The sequence below is a fragment of the Stenotrophomonas sp. YIM B06876 genome, assembly GCF_030711595.1.
In the GTDB taxonomy this organism is placed as follows: Bacteria; Pseudomonadota; Gammaproteobacteria; order Xanthomonadales; family Xanthomonadaceae; genus Stenotrophomonas.
This window is the reverse complement of the sequence record NZ_JAUJUJ010000014.1, coordinates 45095-65128: the sequence shown is the minus strand read 5'-3', so window position 1 is coordinate 65128 and position 20034 is coordinate 45095. Positions and strand designations below refer to the sequence as shown.

The window sequence follows — 20034 nt, the reverse complement described above, 5'->3', positions numbered from 1 at the left end:
GTCGCACTTGCGGGCGTCGTTGCCGCCCTCTAGCCTTCGCCGGTATTCAACACCACCGGGGAATCGCGTGAACCATCGTCATCTGTTGCTGGCCGTTGCCGTCGGCGCGGCCGTGCTGTCGCTGTCGGCCTGCAAGAAGCAAGCCTCGCCGGAAGCGGCCGTCTCCGCTCCCAAGAGCGCACCGGCCGAATCGGCCGACCAGTTCATCGCCCGGGTCAACGCCGAGTACAAGGCGATGTACCCGGAAATGACCTCGGCGCAGTGGCTGTCCTCGACCTATATCAACGACGACTCCGCGCGCGTGGCCGCCAAGGCCAACGAGCGCTGGCTGACCGCGCTCAACCAGTGGATCGAGCAGGCCGGCCAGTACGACGGCCAGCCGATGAGCGCCGACACCGCGCGCGCGATCCACCTGCTCAAGCTGATGACCTCGATGCCGGCCCCGCGCGATCCGGCCAAGCTGGCCGAGCTGACCCGCATCGCCACCAAGATGGAAGGCGACTACGGCGCCGGCCAGTACTGCGTGGGCGAAGGCGATGCCAGGCAGTGCCGGCAGCTGGGTGAACTGGAACAGACCCTGGCGCGCTCGCGCGACTACGCCAAGCAGCTCGATGCCTGGCAGGGCTGGCACGGTACCGCCGCGCCGATGCGCCAGGAGTACCAGCGCTTTGTCGAACTGGTGAACGAAGGCGCCAGGGAGATGGGCTTCGCCGATGCCGGGCAGATGTGGCGCAGCGGCTACGACATGCCGGCCGACCAGATCGGCCCGGAAACCGACCGTCTGTGGGAGCAGGTCAAGCCGCTGTACGAACAGCTGCATTGCTACACCCGTGCCAAGCTGGACACCGCCTATGGCAAGGACCGCGGCGAAGTGGCCGGCGGCCTGATCCCGGCACACCTGACCGGCAACATGTGGCAGCAGGACTGGAGCAACCTGTGGGACATGCTCGAGCCCTACCCCGGCGCCGGCAGCCTGGACATCACCGCCGCGCTGGAAAAGCAGTACCAGGGCAACCTGGGCACCGCGCTGGCCAAGGCCGGCACCGGGGCCACGGTCGAGAAGCTGTTCAAGGCGCAGCGTGAGGCCGAGCTGGCCACCGCCCGGCAGATGACCGAACGCGCCCAGGACTTCTACGTCTCGCTGGGCATGCCCAAGCTGCCGGAGAGCTACTGGGCCAACACCCAGTTCATTAAGCCGCTGGACCGCAACGTGGTCTGCCACGCCAGCGCCTGGGACATGAACATGGGCGGTGACGGCAAGGCCATCGGCCCGGATGTGCGCACCAAGATGTGCATCACCCCGACCGAGGAAAATTTCACCACGATCTACCACGAGCTGGGCCACATCTATTACGACCTGGCCTACAACCCGCTGCCGCCGCTGTTCCAGGGCGGGGCCAACGATGGTTTCCACGAGGCCATCGGCGACACCATCGTGCTGGCGATGACGCCCAGGTACCTGAACTCGATCGGTCTGGTCGGCAAGCCGCAGGAAAGCCGCGAGGCCACGATCAACGCGCAGATGCGCATGGCGCTGAGCGGGGTGTCGTTCCTGCCGTTCGGGCTGATGATCGACCGCTGGCGCTGGGGCGTGTTCGACGGTTCGATCACCCCGGACCAGTACAACCAGAAGTGGTGGGAACTGAAGGCCAGGTACCAGGGCGTGGCCCCGGCCACCGCACGTGGTGAGGAATTCTTCGATGCCGGCGCCAAGTACCACGTGCCCGGCAACACGCCGTACACCCGCTACTTCCTGGCGCGCATCCTGCAGTACCAGTTCTACAAGGGTCTGTGCGATGCCTCCGGCTACACCGGGCCGCTGAACGAGTGCAGCTTCTACGGCAACAAGGAAGCCGGGCAGAAGTTCTGGGCGATGCTGAGCAAGGGCGCCAGCCAGCCGTGGCAGGCCACGCTGAAGGAGCTGACCGGCACTGACAAGCTCGATGCCGCGCCGATGCTGGAGTACTTCACCCCGGTGCAGGAATGGCTGAAGCAGCAGAACCAGGGCCAGATGTGCGGCTGGACCGCGCCCGCGGCTCCGGCCACCGCCGCGGCGGCGCCCGCCAAACAGCCGGCAACGCACTGAAAGCAGCGCGCTGATCCATGAAAAAGCCGGCCTCAGGGCCGGCTTTTTTGCTGCGCACGCGCTGCCTCAGTGGCGGGCGCGCGAGTCCGCGGACAGCTCGGCCGCCAGGGTTTTCCGGAAGCTGTCGAAATCGGTGCCCTGCTCCGCCACCTCGGCGTGCGCGGCATCCTTCAGCGCATCGGAGTACATCAGCCGCACCGGGGTACCGCTGCGCTCGTGCAACTCGGCGGCCTGCATGATCAAGGCCAGCACCCGTGCGGCGCTGGTGGTTTCACCGGCGATCTTGCCGTCCATGCCCAGCACCCATTCGCCGTCGCGGCGGACGATGCCGGCCAGCAACGTGCGCTGCTGGTCGCGCAGTTCGGCATGCGGCTCCACTTTGGCTTGCGGCTCGGGGTTGGCCGCGGCCTTGTTGCGCTCGCGCTCGGCCTGCTTTTTCTTCGCCTCGCGGCGGCCCTTGGACTGGATCGACATCGGTGTGTGCTCTTGAACGGCCGCCGGTGATGGCGGCGCGGCTATTGTCCACTATCGCCTGCGCACACGCTTCACGCGTGCTCGTTCGCCTCGGCCGCACGGTGGCCGGACGCCGTCGCGCCGCGGGCGGCCACGGCGCGTGATTCCCAGCTCCACATGCAGCCGCTGGCCAGCGCGAAGACGCCGGCGCCCAGCGCCAGATACAGCCCGTTGCGGCTGAGCAGCGGCGACAGCACCCCGGCGATCACGGCATTGGTGACCAGCGTGGTGAACGCCTGCATCGAGGACGCCGAACCGCGCTGGCGCGGATACATGTCCAGGATGGCCAGGCTCAGGATCGGGAAGATCAGCGCGATGCCGAACGAATTCAGGGTCATCGGCAATACCGCCCACGGCAGCGTCATCTGCCCGGCCAGGGCGTTGTAGCCGATATTGAACAGCGTGGAAATGCCGATACACAGGTAGCCGATGCGCACCGCCCGCGCGCCGGCCATGCGCCCGGCCGCACGCCCGGAGGCGTAGGCGCCCAGCGCCATGCCAGCAATGGTCGGGATGAACAGCCAGGCGAACTGCTGTTCATTCAGATGCAGCAGATCCAGCACGAACGCCGGCGCCGAGGCGATATATAGGAACAGCCCGCCAAACCCCAGCGAACCGGCCGCCGCCAGCCGCAGGAAACGCGTGTTCATCGCGATGCCGAGGTAGTCGTGGATCAGGCGCGAGGGTTTAAGCGGCAGGCGCGCGTGCGCCGGATGGGTTTCCGGCAGCCAGACGCAGGTGATCGCCAGCAGCGCGGTGGAAAATGCCACCAGGAACCAGAAGATGCCCATCCAGTTGCTCCAGCCCAGCAGCCAGCCGCCGATGACCGGGGCGATGGCCGGGGCGATGGAGAAGATCATCGACACCTGGCTCATCAGCCGCTGCGCATCGTCGCCGTCATACAGGTCGCGGATCACCGCCCGGCCGATGATGTAGCCCACCCCGGCCGACAGCCCCTGCAGCGCGCGGAAGAACAGCAGCGTGCCCATGTCACGCGACAGCGCGCAGCCGATCGAGGCGCCGATGAACACCACCAGCCCGGCCACGATCACCCGCTTGCGCCCGAGCGCATCGGACAGCGCGCCGTGCATCAGGCTCATCAAGGCGTAGGTCAGCAGATAGACGCTGATCACCTGCTGCATGGCCAGTTTGTCGGCGCCCAGCTGTTGTCCAATCTGCGGAAAGGCGGGGAAGACCGCGTCGATGGCGAACGGCCCGAACATCGACAATCCGCCGACCAGCAGTGCGATCCGGCGCAACGAGACCTGCTTGCTTGCGTGCATGGGTTTCCAAAGGGTTGCGCAACGGCGCCGGCAGTCACCGGCGCGGGTTCAAAGAAGCAAGAATGCCCGCCGCGGCCGCCGGCACTGCCCACCATGCCGCCCATTGTCCGGACAACCATCCGGGCACGACGCATGGCCGGCAACCGGCCACCGCGCAGCTGAAGCGGGAGCCGCGTAGGGTAAGGCAATGCGGTGCCGGCGAACTGTACCGGGCTATAATCGCGGGGCAACAAGGTGGGAGAAGCGGCTCAACCCGCTGCCGAAGGCGCAAACGCCCGTAATCGCTCAGGCCCGATACCACCTGTATCAAAACTCTGGAGAGACCGGTTGATTCCGGCGCCGAAGGGGCAAGAGATCCGCAGATGCGGCCTCCAAACTCTCAGGCAAAAGGACAGAGGGGCGCGAGGAAAGCCACCGGCTTGCCGCCGTCATTCCGCCTGTGCGGGATCGCGGCCGGCGGATCGGTGCTTGCCTGCCCCCCAGTGCCGCACGCCATCTCCGGACGCCTGTCATGCCCAAGAACACTGTTTCGCTGCGCGACCTCGAACACTCCTCCGCGTTCGTCGAGCGCCACATCGGCCCCAACGACGCCGAGATCGCCCAGATGCTCCACGTCATCGGCCACGATTCACTGGAGTCGATGACCGATGCCATCGTGCCCGCCTCGATCAAGTCGCCGGCGCCGCTGGCGCTGCCCGAGTCGCTGACCGAAGTGGAAGCGCTGGCCAGGATCCGCGCCATCGCCGACAAGAACCAGGTGTTCCGCACCTTCATCGGCCAGGGCTATTACGGCACCCACACCCCGAACGTGATCCTGCGCAACGTGCTGGAAAACCCGGCGTGGTACACCGCCTACACGCCGTACCAGGCCGAGATCTCGCAGGGCCGCATGGAAGCGCTGATCAACTTCCAGACCCTGTGCGCGGACCTGACCGGCATGGAGATCGCCAACGCCTCGCTGCTGGACGAAGCCACCGCCGCGGCCGAAGCGATGACCCTGGCCAAGCGTTCGGCCAAGTCGAAGTCGGACACCTTCTTCGTGCACGACGCCGTGCACCCGCAGACGCTGGAACTGCTGCGCACCCGCGCCGAGCCGCTGGGCATCGTGCTGCGCGTGGGCACCCCGGCCGAGGCGCTGGAAGCGGACAGCTTCGGCGTGCTGCTGCAGTACCCGGACACCTTCGGCCACATCGGTGATTACAGGGCGCTGGCCGACGCGGTGCATGCGCGCCATGGCCTGGTCGCGGTGGCCACCGACCTGCTGGCACTGACCCTGATCGCCGCCCCCGGCGAATGGGGCGCGGACATCGTGGTCGGCAACTCGCAGCGGTTCGGTGTGCCGTTCGGTTTCGGCGGCCCGCATGCCGCGTTCATGGCCTGCCGCGACGCCTACAAGCGCTCGATGCCGGGCCGCCTGATCGGCGTCTCGATTGATGCCCAGGGCAACCCGGCCTACCGCCTGACCCTGCAGACCCGCGAGCAGCACATCCGCCGCGAGAAGGCCACCTCCAACATCTGCACCGCGCAGGTGCTGCTGGCGGTGATGGCCTCGATGTACGCCGTCTACCACGGCCCGGACGGGCTGACCCGCATCGCCCGCCGCACCCACCGCCTGGCCGCGATCCTGGCCGCCGCGCTGCGCGGCGCCGGCGTCAACGTCGGCGAGCATTTCTTCGACACCCTGCACGTCAAGGCCATCGACGCCGCCGCGATCCACGCCAAGGCCACCGCGGCCCGCATCAACCTGCGCGCGATCGACAGCGAAGCGGTCGGCATCAGCCTGGATGAAACCACCACCCGCGCCGACATCGTCGCGCTGGCCCAGCTGTTCGGTGCGACCGTTGATGTGGAGGCGCTGGATGCCGCCACCGCCGATGCGCTGCCGGCCGGTCTGGTACGCACCAGCGCGTTCCTGACCCACCCGGTGTTCAATACCCACCACAGTGAGCACGAGATGCTGCGCTACCTGCGCTCGCTGGCCGACAAGGACCTGGCGATGGATCGCACCATGATCCCGCTGGGCAGCTGCACCATGAAGCTCAACGCCACCGCCGAGATGATCCCGGTGACCTGGCCGGAGTTTGCCAACATCCACCCGCTGGCCCCGGCTGCGCAGACCACCGGCTACAAGGAGCTGATCGACGGGCTGGAAGCGATGCTGGTCGAATGCACCGGCTATGACGCGGTGAGCCTGCAGCCCAACTCGGGTGCGCAGGGCGAATACGCCGGCCTGCTGGCGATCCGCGCCTACCACCGCTCGCGCGGCGAAGGCCATCGCGACATCTGCCTGATCCCGGATTCGGCGCACGGCACCAACCCGGCCTCGGCGCAGATGTGCGGCATGAAGGTGGTGGTCACCAAGACCGATGCCAACGGCAACGTCGACGTGGAAGACATCCGCCTCAACGCGGAGAAGTACAGCGACCGTCTGGCCGCGCTGATGATCACCTACCCGTCCACGCACGGCGTGTTCGAGGAAGAGGTGGTCGAGATCTGCGAGATCATCCACCGGCACGGCGGCCAGGTGTACACCGACGGCGCCAACATGAACGCGCTGGTCGGCGTGGCCAAGCCCGGCAAGTGGGGCTCGGACGTGTCGCACCTGAACCTGCACAAGACCTTCTGCATCCCGCATGGCGGTGGCGGCCCGGGCGTCGGCCCGTGTGCGGTGAAGTCGCACCTGGCGCCGTTCCTGCCCAAAGAACTCCCCCTTCCCTCGCTTGCGGGGGAAGGTGCGCGCAGCGCGGATGGGGGCGATCTTTCGGCCTCCAACCGCGTCGGCATGGTCAGCGCCGCCAGCTTCGGCAGCGCCTCGATCCTGCCGATCAGCTGGATGTACATCACCCTGATGGGCACCGCCGGCCTGCGCAAGGCGACCCAGGTGGCGCTGCTCAACGCCAACTACATCGCCACCCGCCTGGCCCCGCACTACAAGACGCTCTACACCGGCCGCAACGGGCTGGTCGCGCACGAGTGCATTCTCGACGTGCGGCCGCTGGAGAAGGCCACCGGCATCGGCGCCGAAGACGTGGCCAAGCGCCTGATCGACTTCGGCTTCCACGCCCCGACCCTGAGCTTCCCGGTCGCCGGCACGCTGATGGTGGAGCCGACCGAGAGCGAATCGCTGCACGAGCTGGACCGCTTCATCGACGCGATGATCCAGATCCGCGAAGAGATCGCCGCAATCGAAGACGGCACGCTGGACCGCGAGGACAACCCGCTCAAACACGCCCCGCACACCGCCACCCAGGTGTCGGCCAGCGAGTGGACCCACGCCTACCCGCGCGAGCTGGCCGCCTTCCCGCTGGCCAGCCTGAAGCTGCAGAAGTACTGGCCGCCGGTGGCGCGCGTGGACAACGTCTACGGCGACAAGAACATCATGTGCGCCTGCATCCCGGTGGATGCGTACAAGGATGACGTGGAAGCCTGATCCGACAGGCTTCCGGATGAGGTAAACAGAAAGCCCCGCTTCGGCGGGGTTTTCTGTTTTTGGCGCGGAGATTTCCCTTCCCCGTCGCACTACCCTGCCGGCAGGAGGATCACGCGTCGACTGGGACGCTGGGACAGGGACTTCTCCTACAGAAACCCCCGGCGATTCCATGACATAAACGCGATCGAAGGATCCGGATCGCCCCATCTGACTCAAGGACCGGGACATGCCAGAGTTCGACATCAATACCTCAGCCAATGAAGTCGTCGCGCTGCTGCAGCAGGGCCGCGCGCGTCATGCCGCTGCCCATCTTGAAACATTGCGCCACGGCCAGCCCCGGGTAATCCAGGAGGCGCTGGACCGCTTTGTCGCATCCCGTGCAGAAGCGCAATTTGCCACTCTGCGCCAAGCCAACAATATCCCTGTTCCTGATGCCGCTATCGTGCAACCCCTGCTGGACCGGGTGGCACAAGCGCGGCTTCCGCCTCGTTTTCCTTCCGACACCGAAACCGACAGGCTTACGCAAGCCCAGTTGCACGATATATATGCCAGCATCGTAGCCATCGGCGGCAATGACGCAGCGCGTGAGACGTTGACCGGACAGGACAGGGTGATTCTGGGATTGCGTCAGGAAAACCGCACCACACAAGGCACATCGCGGGACGGTACCCCAAACTCCCATGGCAACGGTGTTTACGATGACCGCATCGTGGTGCTGTGGACCGACGCGAGCGGCGAACGCCACGCCCAGGAATTCCACAAAGCCACGACCGAACCCACCGCGCAATACGATGGTCATGCCAAGACCGTGGTGCGCAGCCCGGGTTTCGAGGATGTCATCACCCGTCCCAAGACCCAAGGTAGCGACGTCAACGGCGATGGCGTGCGGGACCTGGGGCGCTTGGCCGAAGGCACCACCGAGATGTTGGCCACCACGCACCCGCGCACGCGCTTCCCCGATGACTTTTCGCTGCGCCCCAGCCCTACTGCGATAGTGGCCGGAACCAATCGCGTGGAGCGCGACAGCAACGGCGATGGCTGGTTCGACGCGCGCGACGTGCAGGGCGTGCAGCACCTCAACAACACGTTCAAGATCCACCGGGGCGGCAAGTACAACACCGATTCCGCCGGCTGCCAGACCATCGAAAACGACGACTACGATGCCTTCGTTGCTACCGTGCGCGGCACACCCGGGCAAACCCGCTGGCAGTATGTTCTGACCTCGGTGGCACCGGAGCAAACCTTGGCACGCGACATCGATACCCGCACACCGTTGAATTCCGTCAATGACCCGCGGATGTCGCAGCATCCCGACCATCAGTTGCTGCGTCAGATCGACACTCACCTGCAAGCGCTGGGCGGCCTCCATACCGAAAGGGCCGAGGTCCATGGCCTGGTTTTGTTGCACGAAGCCAAGGCCAGGGGCATTACCCGCGTGGACCAGATCGTGGTCAACAACGCCACCGCCACCCGGGCCGCGGGCGAAACGCTGTTCCTGGTGCAAGGTGGCGTCACTGACCCTGCTGCAGTGCGAATAGCCATTTCCGCAGCCGAACTGGCCACAACCTCCATCGACATCAGCCTGCGCCAACTTCAGGAACAGGCCATGCAATCTTTCCCTTCGATGGAACAGGACCAGCAACACCACCCACCACATGTCCGGGGCCACTGATTCATGAACAGCACACCTGTAAGGCACATTGCCGGTGCCCTATTCCTGTGGTTCCTATTGGGAGCTTCCGCTTCATCGTCTGCAACCCCGGGTAATCCGGAACCTTTGCAAGTATCCGTCCAGTCCGTGGCGAAGGCCGACATTCCCCCGTTGCCGGGCCCTCCCGGCCTCAACAGCCGACGCCCTCCCACCGACATGCGCATGCAGCAATTTCCTGCCGATATCGCAGGGACCCTGCTGTCGCTCCCCTCGGAGGATCTGCACATCCCCAGGACCGTATTGGAATACGTACTCGCGAGAGCTCCTGCCTATATAGTCAAAGTTCCCCGGGTGGCCCACCTTCCAGACAGGCGCATCAGCGCCTCCAGCCATCCCTACTTTCCCTATTTCATTTGGGTCCGCACGTTTGAATCCGAAACGCCGGGAACCACTGGCTATCTGGTTGATGTAAGCGTCGCCTGCAAACTATCGAGAGAGATTTCTCCATCCCCAACCAACACAGCAGCCATGAATCACTGTGCCGATTCGCTCACGAGCCGACTAAGCAGCGGCCTGCGCGCCTACCGCAAGGTAGCCGGCCAGCCTATCGAAGACGTCACCGCACAATTGACGCCACCGGAGCAGGTGTTGGGAAAAGTCGCGCTCAAGCGCTATGAACAACTGGGCGCAAGCGGACCGTTTCTTGATGATTCCCGTCTGGATACCGTGCCGGTGGCGCGCTGGATCGTCGAGTCAGATCCAGAAAATCCCCTGCCCAAGGATGCACACACTTTCGATTCGGGCAACTATGTCCATGCGGGCTTTCTGCTGTGGAACGGCGACCACTTCGAAACCCGCGCCACCGTGCCAGCCACGCTATGGCCGTGCCCGGTGGATCCTCCGCAGAAAGATCCCTGGCGATGCCCTAAGGACGACATTTTCGTAACACCCCCGTAGGCAAGCCGTCGACCTGAACAACCACCTCACCGATGCGCGTGGCAAATGTGGACCCACGCCTACCGGCGCGAGCTGGCCGCCTTCCCGCTGGCCAGCCTGAAGCAGCAGAAATACTGGCCGCCGGTGGCGCGCGTGGACAACGTCTACGGCGACAAGAACATCATGTGCGCCTGCATCCCGGTGGATGCGTACAAGGATGAAGTCGAAGCCTGATCGGGCCGAGGCTTGCAGCAGATGAAACGACCCGCGCGAGCGGGCCGTTTTCTTTCCGGCGATCCGTACTGCCGGAAGCCTGCGATTGCCCAACCCACCCCTCGCCCGCTTGTCCGCACCACCACCAGGTGATAACGTCCGTTATAACAACCCCCGAATTCCCGCCATGAAACTCAAGATCACCAGCATCGGCAACTCGTCCGGCATCATCCTGCCCAAGGAACTGCTTGCGCGCCTGCGCCTGGAGAAAGGCGACGAGCTGTACGCGCTGGAAACCCCCGACGGCATCCGCCTGAGCGCATTCGACCCGGAACTTGCCGCGCAGATGGAAGTGGCCGAGGCGGTGATGCGCAAGCGCCGCACCCTGCTGCACAAGCTCGCGCAGTAAGGAGCCGGCGTGATCATCTGGATCAGTCGCACATTCGCCCTCGCCGTCCATGAGCGGCAACTGGCCGAACATGGCGGGGCCAGTGGCGTGCGCGACGACAAATTGCTCGATTCCGCACTCGCGCGCCCCCAGCAACTGCATGCCTATGGCGACCCGCCGCCGGATCTTGCCGATCTGGCGGCCAGCCTGGCCTATGGCCTGGCGCGCAACCATCCATTCGTCGACGGCAACAAACGCATGGCAGCCGTTGCCTGCGAAGTGTTCATCATGCTCAATGGCGGCGAGCTCGACGCCGAAGACCTCGAACTCTACCCGCTGTACCTGGGCCTGGCAGAAGACTCCATCAGCGAAGCCGAGTTCGCGGTCTGGCTGCGTCCGCGCATCCGCATCCGCGCCCGCGCCGGCGTGCAGGAATCGCGCGCGAACTTTCCGGACTGAGGCGGGGCGCAACCGTCGCCCCCCGTCCACCGCTGGCGTCAGCAACCGTTTTTCTTCAGCCACGCGTCGATCTGCGGCTTGCAGTTTCAAGCGGGTCTGGATGCCGGTGATCGCCGTTTCCGCATCGCGGCGCGATGTACCGGTCGGCATAGGCCTTGATCTTGTCGACCATCTGCAGGTTGCCGGGGCTTGCACCCAGCTCCGGGTGGTAGCCGGCACACGAGATCGAGTCCACCAGCCTGTCCCTCTGCCCGCGATGGACCAGCTCAAAGTCGAACGCCAGATCGGCATGGTCGCGGGCCATTGCCGAGGTCTCCTGCCGCGCCATTGCATGCAACTGGTCCAAGTGGCGGCATCGGCATTGCGCGCGACCACGCCCAGCACGGTGCGGCGCAGATCCAGTAACACCTCGGCAGGTTTTCAGCAGGTCATTACATTGGTCTCCTCCGGCATGCACCTGCGCGCGGTGATGGACCAGGCAAAAGACCGTCATTGCCTCACGTGCGACACTGCCGCCCTTGTTTTGCCCGCAAAGGACTGTGTTGAATGAAATGGGATTGGCAATGGCTTATCGCCCCCGGCAGCGCACTGTGGATCTTCCCGATGAGCCTGGCGCTCGGTCTTGCGCTGCTCGCCACCCGCCAGCCTTGGCGCCCGGTGCTGCACTGGTGGCTGGCATTGGCTGTGGCCTCAGCCATCACCGCCGCCAGCAAGATCGCGTTTTACGCCTGGGGCACCGGCATCCGCGCGTGGGACCTCACCTGCTTCAGCGGCCACACCGTGCTGGCATTGTCTGGCTGGCCGGTAGCCGCGGCATTGCTGGCACCGCCCACGCGCCCTCGACTACGCGTGGCGCTCACCGTTTCAGGTATCGCGTTCGCTCTGCTGATCGGCTTCTCGCGGGTGGAGCTGCGCGCCCACCCGTGGTCGGAAGTAATTGCGGGCGCGCTGCTGGGCGGCGCGGTTGCCGCCTATGCGTTACGCACGCTGCGTAACCATCACTTGCCGATAAGCGTGTCCATCACACTGCTGATAGCCGCGCTGGCCACCAGCCAGCTGGTCCCGTCGCACAACTATTCCAAACTACTGCGAACCGAGGACTGGTTCGCGCAGATTGGGAAGACCTTTTCGGGAAGCGACAAGCCGGTGAATCGCCAGCAATGGCGAACTGCTGGTCAGCATGACTCCCGGACCAACAGGTAGTGCCCCAGCACGCACCTCCCGGCAGCGTCTGCTCCACCTTCAATCGCCACCTCAGCGGATGGCCGCACCGCTTTCAAAAATAATCGTTGTTACCAGGGTTGCGATTGATGCCAGCGCCAGGCACTTTCGATTATCGGTCCCAGCTCGGTCCACGCCGGCGTCCACCCCAGCTGCTCGCGCGCCTTGCTGCTGGATGCCACCAGTACGGCAGGGTCACCCGTGCGACGTGGCGCCACCTCGTAATCGATGGAGTTTCCGACCACTGTCGCAGCAGTCTCGATTACCTCACGCACCGAGAATCCACGCCCGTTGCCTAGATTGAAGGCGTGCGCGCCCGGATGGTCCTGCAGGTAGTCCACCGCCAACAGATGGGCCTGTGCCAAGTCCTCCACATGCACGTAATCACGCACGCAGGTGCCGTCCGGCGTGGCGTAGTCGTCGCCAAATAACTTCAGTGCCGGACCGGTGCCCAGTGCTGACTTCAGTACATTGGGAATCAAATGGGTTTCACAGGCGTGCGCCTCGCCGATGCAAGCATCGCTGGTAGCACCGGCTGCGTTGAAGTAGCGAAGCGCCACTGAGCGCAAGCCGTACGCCTCCGCAGCATCAGTGAGAATGCGCTCAACCATCAGCTTGCTAGCACCATAAGGATTGATCGGTGTCTTGGGGTGCTCTTCATCAATGACATCGGCTACCGGGTTGCCGAAGACCGCTGCGGTGGACGAGAACACCAAACGCTTCACATCATGCCGACGCATCGCTTCCAGCAGGTTGAGCGTGCCAGTGACGTTGTTGGCGTAGTAAGCATAGGGCTGCGCTACCGATTCACCCACCAGCGACCGCGCGCAGAAATGCATCACCGCATCGACGTTCCGTCTTGCGAAAACCCGATCCAACGAAGCGGGATCCATCAGATCCGCCTCAACCAGCTGCCCCCATTGCACCGCCTCCCGGTGCCCGGTGGACAGATTGTCTAACACCATCACCTCATGATCACGCTCGGTCAACCACCGCACCATATGGCTGCCGATATAGCCAGCGCCACCGCAGATCAAAACACTCATTATTGAAATTCTCTAGTGGAGAAATTTTCCATGCCGTGGCCTACCAACCACGCTCTAGCGCTGCGCCGATTCTTCATCGGCGCGTGCGAATATCGTAGCTAGCCGTCGCATGCTTGCGGCATATGCCGTTCCATACGCCAGACCAAGAAGCTCTGATTGCTTATTAAGAACATCGACGTTACGCCATTGATCGACAACCAAATTGGCGAAATCGATTGCATTCGAAGCGATGGCAACCCCCCTTCCACAGAATTCTTCGATCCCCCGTGCTGCGTTAGTCGTACAAATGATTGGAATGCCTCGGCTCAATGCGTCTAAATTCTTTATTGCAAGTCCTGTGCCCAGCGAAACTGGATTCAACATAAATCTACAATCCGCGAAAAGCTCATCCAGAGAAGTAAATTCACCGACGATTTCGATGCCTTCGTGCTTGGAAAAATGGGCTGCTACCCGTCCCGCCACTGAAAGACGAAAATCAGGCGCTTCGCGCAGCACGAGCGGAAGGACCTCTTCCACTAGCCAGCGCAATCCTGATCGGTTCATCCTGTTGTCTGAGCCGAGAAATATGACCCTCCGCGATGTAGGTGACCATAGAGAGCGAGGCGGAGCAATGAAATCACACAACTCCACGCCGATAACTCCCAAATCATTAAAGTGGCGTTGGTCGGTGCGCGAAATTGCCAGAACAACATCGGCCCGTCTGCAGCCGACAAGTTCATCACGTTTGCTTAGTGAGTACCATACGTTTGGGACCTCATCCGGGGGAAACATCCGCCACCGATCACTCATCAAATCGTTAGTGTCGATAATTTTTATGGAATTATCGTTAGCCACTTCCAGACATGCACTTAAGTAAAGATACTGACACTGGACGAAATCAAAAGCCTTTCCTTCGCCTAGGCTCCGCACTGCGGACTGCGCTGCCTTGCAGCCCCATGAATCGAGCGGATAGTTCCTCCACCTATGCATGCCGATAAGTCCCATTCCAAAGCGCAGAATTCGCCCAAAAAGAATCCTCAACCTTTCTATGGGCGAGCGATGACAGACCAGAAGCCTTCCACCAAGCCTTTTACGCATTTCCTCGATATTGCCAGTGCCCTCAATGAGGATAACCGTTACATCAATACCTAGTTTCTCATAGGCCTCGATGAGATCAGAAATACGCTTGCGATTGCCCTCGTTGGCTGGAGAGAAGGCGACGTCAGACACGATCAGCATCGTTTTCATTGAGGATTCTTGCGCAGACTGATGAACTGCCGAGTGCGGCGACGGACATTCCCATTAAGGGCAATAAGCGATTTGCGGACCAACTTCAATAATCCGATAGGATCAAAAAACCTGTGCGCAACACATGCGGAGAAATACGTGCGAAATCCATCTGTGATCCTACCACTCTCAATCTCAGTTCTTGCTAAAGTTCGACTAAGTGCAAAAAAGTAAATGCGAGGATGCAGCTCATGAGCAAGTCTCGAAAGGAACTCGCGAACTGCCTTCGAATCCGGACATCCAGTCATTTGCCCGCCGTGGCCGAAATGATAGACGGAGAGGCGGTCGCTCAGGTAACCGATGCGGAATCCAGACAACTCGGATCTGATTAAGAAGTCCCAGTCCTGAAACTTCCGAACTTCCTTTGGAAATCCAATCGATTCTGCAAGCTCTCTAGTCATCAACATCGTGCTTGTCTGAAGGTGCCCACCTTGCTTCAAGAGGTACTCCGTTCCACTTCCCCTATAGGGAATAGAACGTTCGCAAACTAGATCTTCCGAGCCAAAGCACTTATAGAAAGCAGTAGCGCAAAGGTCGTAAGAGCCACGACGCATGTATTCAACTTGGTAGAAAAGCTTCGTAGGGAGCCATTCGTCGTCGGAATCCAGCAAGGCGATTATCCCGAAGCGGCTGGCCCTGACACCGACGCTCCGCGCATTCTGGCTTCCCGCGTTACGCTCAAGTTTAAGAACGCGCAGAAGGGTAGATTTAGGTAGTGCTGAGAGAATGTCTGCTTCCGTCAAGGTCGGTGAACAGTCGTCGACTACGATGATCTCGCCAACAAGAGGCCCCTGAGCGAGAGCGGAATCAACAGCACGAATTAATAAAAATAAACGATCGTAATGTGTAATGACAACGCTAATTTTTTTTCCATGAAGCTCACTCAAACTAAATCCCTCTTTTCGGAATAGCTATCCTTTCCAAGCAGAAAAACTCGCATCGAACACCAGGCCATTACTGAGCGAGAGCGCGGAGTATTCTCTAACGATAACGCCGAGCTGAAAATACTCGGAGGACGATCGCATCTTTTATGAGATGAGCAGATGCTACCGGGTATGAGATGAAGTAACGTTTCCAAAGTTTTGGCTCATCGATCAGTCGATAGAGCCAGCGCAAGTGAAGGCGATCGAAGATCGGCGGATAGTATTTTCCGCCCTTGGCCGCAGTTTGATGAATGAAACCTCCGCATGTATACGCGACTCCCGACCACCCCTTATCTAGGACATCAATAATAAAATCCTCCTGAAGCGGAGCACCCATACCGACAAGGAGGACGTCTGGCTTCAGGTCGACAATTTTAGCAATACAGTTGGCGCGATTAGTATCACTTTCAAAATGACCACTCTCGAACCCAACAATGGAGATTGCGGGATATCGATCTCTCAGGCAGGTCACGAATGATACAATTTCACCCTGCTGCGCCCCTGCTATGAACAAAGTCTTCCTATTCATCTCAAGCCATTGAAAAACAGCATCAGCAATTGACGAGTAGTCGAAACTTAGCCTACTAGCCCTGACTCCGAAAGCGCGAAGTAGCCATACCATTGCAATGCCATCTACATGGATAGCATCGAAAGCGTCCAAGCGGGTGCCACACCGCTTGTGAACGAGATAACTGTAATGATTAAGAAACGTCGTACACCCCATAGCGCCATCTAACTTGACGGCAGAAACGAGTCCTAAAATGTTCACGGACAGCTCCTTTTGTAGCTTGCAGTGGGGCGCGGCAAGAGCAAAAAAAGGAGAAACAAGAAGTAGTTCGGAGAAAACAAGCTCGAGGTGGCGATATTAGCCACCAGGATGAATACGAGAATAGTTAGCGGAAGCATACTTCCTCGCTGCATCCTTCCTCTATAAATATGAGTTTTTATGAACTTCGATAAAAAAGCTAAGAAGGCCAGTCCCCCTATTACCCCGAGATCCAGAAGGAGATCCAAGTACCCATTATGGGCATGTGGAATGACGTAAGACTCGCCAGTATTGACGAAGTACGCACGCTCGCTCCAGAACGCTCCGATGCCATGCCCCCATACCGGGCTCTCAGCAATCCCAGCAATCGCTTGAGGCCATATGGACGTTCTGCCCGTAAGCGACCTATCCTTCTGGAGCTGATCGAAGAGGACGTCAATCGCGAGGTATGCCATCAAGAAGATAGCTACTGTTGCGCCCGTGAAGAAGAGCCAGCCCAGAAGCCGATCAGTACTTCGGCCAAATCTGCTTATGGTGAAGATACCAAACGCAAACCATGCGGTAGCCACGGCTGTAACGATGGCGTTTCCGGACCTTGATAGCAGCATACCAACCATGGAAAGAGCTATTATGACGATAGAGGTTTTAGTGTGCTCTCGCTGCCCGGCAGCGCATAGGCTGACAATAAGGCTGATGGCGCAAAATGCTCCGAACTGATTCTTGTGCAGGAATATTCCTTGCCATGCGCCCTCATGCACGCCCGCTGCTGTCCCATAACTCGGGAGTGCTATGGCTGTGACGAATGACAGGACGAGAATAACGGCTGAAAAGCAAAGAAGCACAAGGTGCATCGCCTCTGCACTCCACCTAGACCTGAGAGAGACAGCGAGAAGATAGATAGCAATGAGTTTCATGGAATCCTTTATGGTATCCACGGGACTTATCGACCAAGCAAAAGAACACAATCCGAGTAAAATTAGCGCGAACCCACTAGACAAGTGAATTTGTGATCGAAACTCTCTCCAAAGACATGGTATTGCCAATATCCAAAGGTAGGAAACCGCGAAAACCAAGGTGGAGTTCACGCCTTCGTCAAAGCCAGCTTCATCAATCGCGCCCTGATGACTAAACATCCAGAAGCCAGCTTTGAGAAGAGATAGGCTCGCCAATGAAAACGCGACGAATAATGCGATATTGGCAAGGGATGTACGGCGAAGCATCTTCATTAGTTGCGTTTATAAATGGACTCAGGGACGAGATTGCATTATAGAGCGAAGTGCTCTGCAACGATCCGCTTAGCTTTGAAATATAAGACAATATACATGGCGGCCATCACGGCCGAGTAAGCAATGACTGTAATGAGAAAGCTTGCACCGGAAAATGCAAAAAATATAACGCTCAATGCGACCACTGCTGTGCGCGCACAGTCCCAAAAAAATACCCACGACGCCCCACCCGACATGGTAATTACAGGCGAGAGTGTTGACGCGACGAGCTGGGTCGCAACGGATGGCGCTAGCGCAGCCAAAAGCGATCCGGTTGAACCCCATGCCTTCCCACCGAAAACCATCCCCATGAACAACGGCCCCGCCAAGCAGAAGAGGAACAAAGGAGCAGAGAGAGTAAAAAGTAGAAGGCTCGTACGTTTAAATGTATTTTGCAGGTCATTCCGCTGCGAGTGTTTGGCTTGAGCTGCTTCTCCCCAAAAGCTCTGGTAAATAGCAGTACTTATCGCCGACGTTGGGGCAATTGCAATCTTTTGCGCCAAGGCTAGCAGGCCGACCTCATGTGCTGAGAAAAACAATCCAAACATTAGGGTTGGAAGAAATAGCCCCATAGAGTTGATAACGCTGGATCCACCGGAGAAGGCCATATGTCGTGCGTTAGCGGCCGCTACTTTTTTTATATAACCGCTCCGGATTCTGGTGGCGGCGCTAAACAGTTCAGAAGAGGCATCGCGGAACAGTTTAACGACCCCCGCGCTCGTATTTGCGATACTCCCCCCAACGAGACCCACTGCACCGGCTCCGGCAAAACCTAAGGCAATACCTACTGCCGCCCCAATCACGCCCTGGATCATCCTCGATGAAGATAGGGCACGAATTCTAGCTTGACGCACGTACCATGCCGAAGTGAGCGAAAACAAGCTATAGCCTGCCACTCCGATAGGGATAAGCCATGCCACTGGCCGAATGGCGCTGAAGATGCCGGTGTTTGAAGCTGGGCTTGAAAGGAGAAAGAGTGCGCCCATCACAATGCTAGCTAGCAGAACGCAGATTAGGAGAGCGAGGCCTAGCGCGAGTCCCACAGCAGCCCGAAATCGGTTTCGTGTGGCAGACACGAACCAATCCATTCGAAACGTGGCGACTGACCCCAAGATCGAAATGATTGCAACATAGATGGAGAGGGTTCCAAAGTCGTCTGGTACGTAAAGGCGCGTCAATATAGGCAAAACAAGCAGAGGCACCGCCTGAGTGAATGCGTTTGCCAATGCACCGTGGATAAGATTTTTTTTGTATCGAGACCCCTCTAACAGAATTTTTCGAATGTGCGCAATCTTCTTGATCAAATTTATGGCCCCTAACGACATCTGCGCTCAGCTGTCGCGAAAAAGATCGCGGCTGTAGATTTTTTCGGTTACGTCTTGCAACTCATCCGCGATGCGATTGGCCACGATCACGTCGGCCTGCACCTTAAACGCCGCCAGATCGTTAATGACCCGTGAGTTAAAGAAGTCCGTCTCCTCCAAGACTGGCTCATGGACGATCACCTCCACGCCTTTGGCCTTAAGGCGCTTCATAACGCCTTGGATGCTAGACGCACGGAAATTGTCTGAGCCGGCCTTCATCACCAAGCGATAGATCCCGACCACGCGAGGACTCCGTCGCAGAATATCGTCTGCGATGAAATCCTTGCGAGTGGTGTTGGAGTCAACGATTGCACGGACTAGGGTCTGCGGCACGTCGTTGTAGTTGGCCAATAGCTGCTTGGTGTCCTTTGGCAGGCAGTAACCCCCGTAGCCAAAGGATGGATTGTTGTAATGATTGCCGATTCGTGGATCAAGACATACACCTCCGATGATCTGCCGGGCATCCAGCCCATGATGAGCCGCATAGGTATCCAGCTCATTGAAATAAGCCACCCGCATTGCCAGATAGGTATTGGCGAACAGCTTGATCGCCTCGGCCTCGGTGGACTCGGTAAAGAGCACCGAAATATCTGTCTTTACAGCACCCTGCTGAAGCAGCGCCGCGAAAACGCCAGCACGCTCGGAGCGTTCACCCACGATGATGCGGCTGGGATGCAGGTTGTCGTATAACGCCCGGCCCTCGCGCAGAAACTCGGGGGAGAAAATGATGTTTTGCGTGTTGAATAGTTCGCGAAGCTTGGCGGTGTGGCCGACGGGGATAGTCGACTTGATCACCATGGTGGCCGACGGGTTGATCGCCAGCACATCGCGGATGACGGATTCTACCGAGCCGGTATTGAAATAGTTGCTGACCGGATCGTAGTCCGTCGGCGTAGCGATGATCACGAAGTCGGCATCGCGGTAGGCCTGCTCTTTTTCTTGCGTTGCGGTCAGTTGCAGCGGCTTGTTGGCAAGGTATTCGGCCAGTTCGACATCTTCGATCGGCGAGCGGCGGCTGTTCACTAGCTCCACACGGCGTGAATCGATGTCCAGCGCTACTACTTCATTGTGCTGTGCCAAAAGCACTGCGTTCGATAGGCCGACGTATCCGAGGCCGGCAACGGCAATTTTCATTGTTATTTTTCGCTAGAAGGACAGAAGAGGGTTGATTGAGGGATGGAGGGACTACCCTCATCCGCCCCTTCGGGGCACCTTCTCCCAAAG

17 protein-coding genes, 1 pseudogene and 1 riboswitch are annotated in these 20034 nt (G+C 60.1%); of the genes and pseudogenes, 8 read left to right on the top strand and 10 right to left on the bottom strand.

The window, feature by feature from the left end; translation table 11 throughout:
- Positions 1 to 67 precede the first annotated feature (67 nt).
- Positions 68 to 2086: a M2 family metallopeptidase gene (locus QZH66_RS07920; protein WP_305805408.1), complete on the top strand. Its 2019-nt coding sequence runs from the start codon at positions 68 to 70 to the stop codon at positions 2084 to 2086.
- Between the two features lie 66 nt (positions 2087 to 2152).
- On the opposite strand, the gene QZH66_RS07915 is transcribed toward QZH66_RS07920, so the two are convergent.
- Both QZH66_RS07915 and QZH66_RS07910 read right to left on the bottom strand, forming a co-directional pair.
- Positions 2153 to 2560 (bottom strand): hypothetical protein, encoded by a 408-nt coding sequence (locus QZH66_RS07915; protein ID WP_305805407.1) that lies wholly within the window; start codon positions 2558 to 2560, stop codon positions 2153 to 2155.
- Between the two features lie 71 nt (positions 2561 to 2631).
- Positions 2632 to 3882 carry a multidrug effflux MFS transporter gene (locus QZH66_RS07910; RefSeq protein WP_305805406.1) on the bottom strand — a complete coding sequence of 417 codons (1251 nt, stop codon included), beginning with the start codon at positions 3880 to 3882 and terminating at the stop codon, positions 2632 to 2634.
- A 304-nt stretch (positions 3883 to 4186) separates the two neighbouring features.
- Positions 4187 to 4287: riboswitch (glycine riboswitch) on the top strand.
- 106 nt (positions 4288 to 4393) lie between these two features.
- On the opposite strand from QZH66_RS07910, the gene gcvP reads away from it, so the two are divergent.
- The 6 genes from gcvP to QZH66_RS07880 all read left to right on the top strand — a co-directional run bounded on the left by gcvP (position 4394) and on the right by QZH66_RS07880 (position 10959).
- Complete coding sequence (gene gcvP / locus QZH66_RS07905) at positions 4394 to 7312, top strand: aminomethyl-transferring glycine dehydrogenase (RefSeq protein ID WP_305805405.1); 2919 nt, start codon at positions 4394 to 4396, stop codon at positions 7310 to 7312.
- Positions 7313 to 7538: 226 nt separating this feature from the next.
- Positions 7539 to 8984 carry an XVIPCD domain-containing protein gene (locus tag QZH66_RS07900; protein WP_305805404.1) on the top strand — a complete coding sequence of 482 codons (1446 nt, stop codon included), beginning with the start codon at positions 7539 to 7541 and terminating at the stop codon, positions 8982 to 8984.
- A 126-nt stretch (positions 8985 to 9110) separates the two neighbouring features.
- Positions 9111 to 9920: a hypothetical protein gene (locus QZH66_RS07895; protein WP_305805403.1), complete on the top strand. Its 810-nt coding sequence runs from the start codon at positions 9111 to 9113 to the stop codon at positions 9918 to 9920.
- A gap of 45 nt (positions 9921 to 9965) precedes the next feature.
- Complete coding sequence (locus QZH66_RS07890; RefSeq protein WP_305805417.1) at positions 9966 to 10133, top strand: hypothetical protein; 168 nt, start codon at positions 9966 to 9968, stop codon at positions 10131 to 10133.
- Between the two features lie 166 nt (positions 10134 to 10299).
- The gene (locus tag QZH66_RS07885) at positions 10300 to 10521 is read left to right on the top strand and encodes an AbrB/MazE/SpoVT family DNA-binding domain-containing protein (RefSeq protein WP_305805402.1); all 222 of its coding nucleotides are present in this window, start codon (positions 10300 to 10302) and stop codon (positions 10519 to 10521) included.
- A gap of 9 nt (positions 10522 to 10530) precedes the next feature.
- Positions 10531 to 10959 carry a type II toxin-antitoxin system death-on-curing family toxin gene (locus QZH66_RS07880; RefSeq protein ID WP_305805401.1) on the top strand — a complete coding sequence of 143 codons (429 nt, stop codon included), beginning with the start codon at positions 10531 to 10533 and terminating at the stop codon, positions 10957 to 10959.
- A gap of 38 nt (positions 10960 to 10997) precedes the next feature.
- Here the strand turns inward: QZH66_RS07880 and QZH66_RS07875 are convergent.
- Positions 10998 to 11355, bottom strand: a pseudogene (locus QZH66_RS07875) (M1 family peptidase); the annotation flags it as partial.
- 150 nt (positions 11356 to 11505) lie between these two features.
- Here QZH66_RS07875 and QZH66_RS07870 point away from each other — a divergent pair.
- Positions 11506 to 12162, top strand: coding sequence for a phosphatase PAP2 family protein (locus QZH66_RS07870; protein ID WP_305805400.1), 657 nt, complete (start codon positions 11506 to 11508; stop codon positions 12160 to 12162).
- An 89-nt stretch (positions 12163 to 12251) separates the two neighbouring features.
- On the opposite strand, the gene galE is transcribed toward QZH66_RS07870, so the two are convergent.
- From galE to QZH66_RS07835, 7 genes are all read right to left on the bottom strand, one after another.
- Positions 12252 to 13226, bottom strand: coding sequence for a UDP-glucose 4-epimerase GalE (gene galE, locus QZH66_RS07865; protein ID WP_305805399.1), 975 nt, complete (start codon positions 13224 to 13226; stop codon positions 12252 to 12254).
- Between the two features lie 54 nt (positions 13227 to 13280).
- The gene (locus QZH66_RS07860) at positions 13281 to 14453 is read right to left on the bottom strand and encodes a glycosyltransferase (protein WP_305805398.1); all 1173 of its coding nucleotides are present in this window, start codon (positions 14451 to 14453) and stop codon (positions 13281 to 13283) included.
- Positions 14450 to 15379, bottom strand: coding sequence for a glycosyltransferase family 2 protein (locus QZH66_RS07855; protein ID WP_305805397.1), 930 nt, complete (start codon positions 15377 to 15379; stop codon positions 14450 to 14452). Before QZH66_RS07855 ends, QZH66_RS07860 begins: the two co-directional genes overlap by 4 nt.
- Positions 15380 to 15473: 94 nt before the next feature.
- The gene (locus QZH66_RS07850; protein ID WP_305805396.1) at positions 15474 to 16184 is read right to left on the bottom strand and encodes a WecB/TagA/CpsF family glycosyltransferase; all 711 of its coding nucleotides are present in this window, start codon (positions 16182 to 16184) and stop codon (positions 15474 to 15476) included.
- Entirely contained in the window at positions 16181 to 17116 is a 936-nt protein-coding gene (locus QZH66_RS07845) for an O-antigen ligase family protein (RefSeq protein ID WP_305805395.1), read from the bottom strand. Before QZH66_RS07845 ends, QZH66_RS07850 begins: the two co-directional genes overlap by 4 nt.
- A gap of 329 nt (positions 17117 to 17445) precedes the next feature.
- Positions 17446 to 18750: an oligosaccharide flippase family protein gene (locus tag QZH66_RS07840; RefSeq protein ID WP_305805394.1), complete on the bottom strand. Its 1305-nt coding sequence runs from the start codon at positions 18748 to 18750 to the stop codon at positions 17446 to 17448.
- A gap of 27 nt (positions 18751 to 18777) precedes the next feature.
- The gene (locus QZH66_RS07835) at positions 18778 to 19944 is read right to left on the bottom strand and encodes a nucleotide sugar dehydrogenase (RefSeq protein ID WP_305805393.1); all 1167 of its coding nucleotides are present in this window, start codon (positions 19942 to 19944) and stop codon (positions 18778 to 18780) included.
- Positions 19945 to 20034: the final 90 nt, after the last annotated feature.

Bases quoted from the DNA above. Each gene is read 5' to 3' on its own strand.
- QZH66_RS07915 (WP_305805407.1), bottom strand. From the start codon at position 2,560: ATGTCGATCCAGTCCAAGGGCCGCCGCGAGGCGAAGAAAAAGCAGGCC.
- QZH66_RS07910 (WP_305805406.1), bottom strand. From the start codon at position 3,882: ATGCACGCAAGCAAGCAGGTCTCGTTGCGCCGGATCGCACTGCTGGTC.
- gcvP (WP_305805405.1), top strand. From the start codon at position 4,394: ATGCCCAAGAACACTGTTTCGCTGCGCGACCTCGAACACTCCTCCGCG.
- QZH66_RS07900 (WP_305805404.1), top strand. From the start codon at position 7,539: ATGCCAGAGTTCGACATCAATACCTCAGCCAATGAAGTCGTCGCGCTG.
- QZH66_RS07890 (WP_305805417.1), top strand. From the start codon at position 9,966: ATGTGGACCCACGCCTACCGGCGCGAGCTGGCCGCCTTCCCGCTGGCC.
- QZH66_RS07885 (WP_305805402.1), top strand. From the start codon at position 10,300: ATGAAACTCAAGATCACCAGCATCGGCAACTCGTCCGGCATCATCCTG.
- QZH66_RS07870 (WP_305805400.1), top strand. From the start codon at position 11,506: ATGAAATGGGATTGGCAATGGCTTATCGCCCCCGGCAGCGCACTGTGG.
- galE (WP_305805399.1), bottom strand. From the start codon at position 13,226: ATGAGTGTTTTGATCTGCGGTGGCGCTGGCTATATCGGCAGCCATATG.
- QZH66_RS07860 (WP_305805398.1), bottom strand. From the start codon at position 14,453: ATGAAAACGATGCTGATCGTGTCTGACGTCGCCTTCTCTCCAGCCAAC.
- QZH66_RS07835 (WP_305805393.1), bottom strand. From the start codon at position 19,944: ATGAAAATTGCCGTTGCCGGCCTCGGATACGTCGGCCTATCGAACGCA.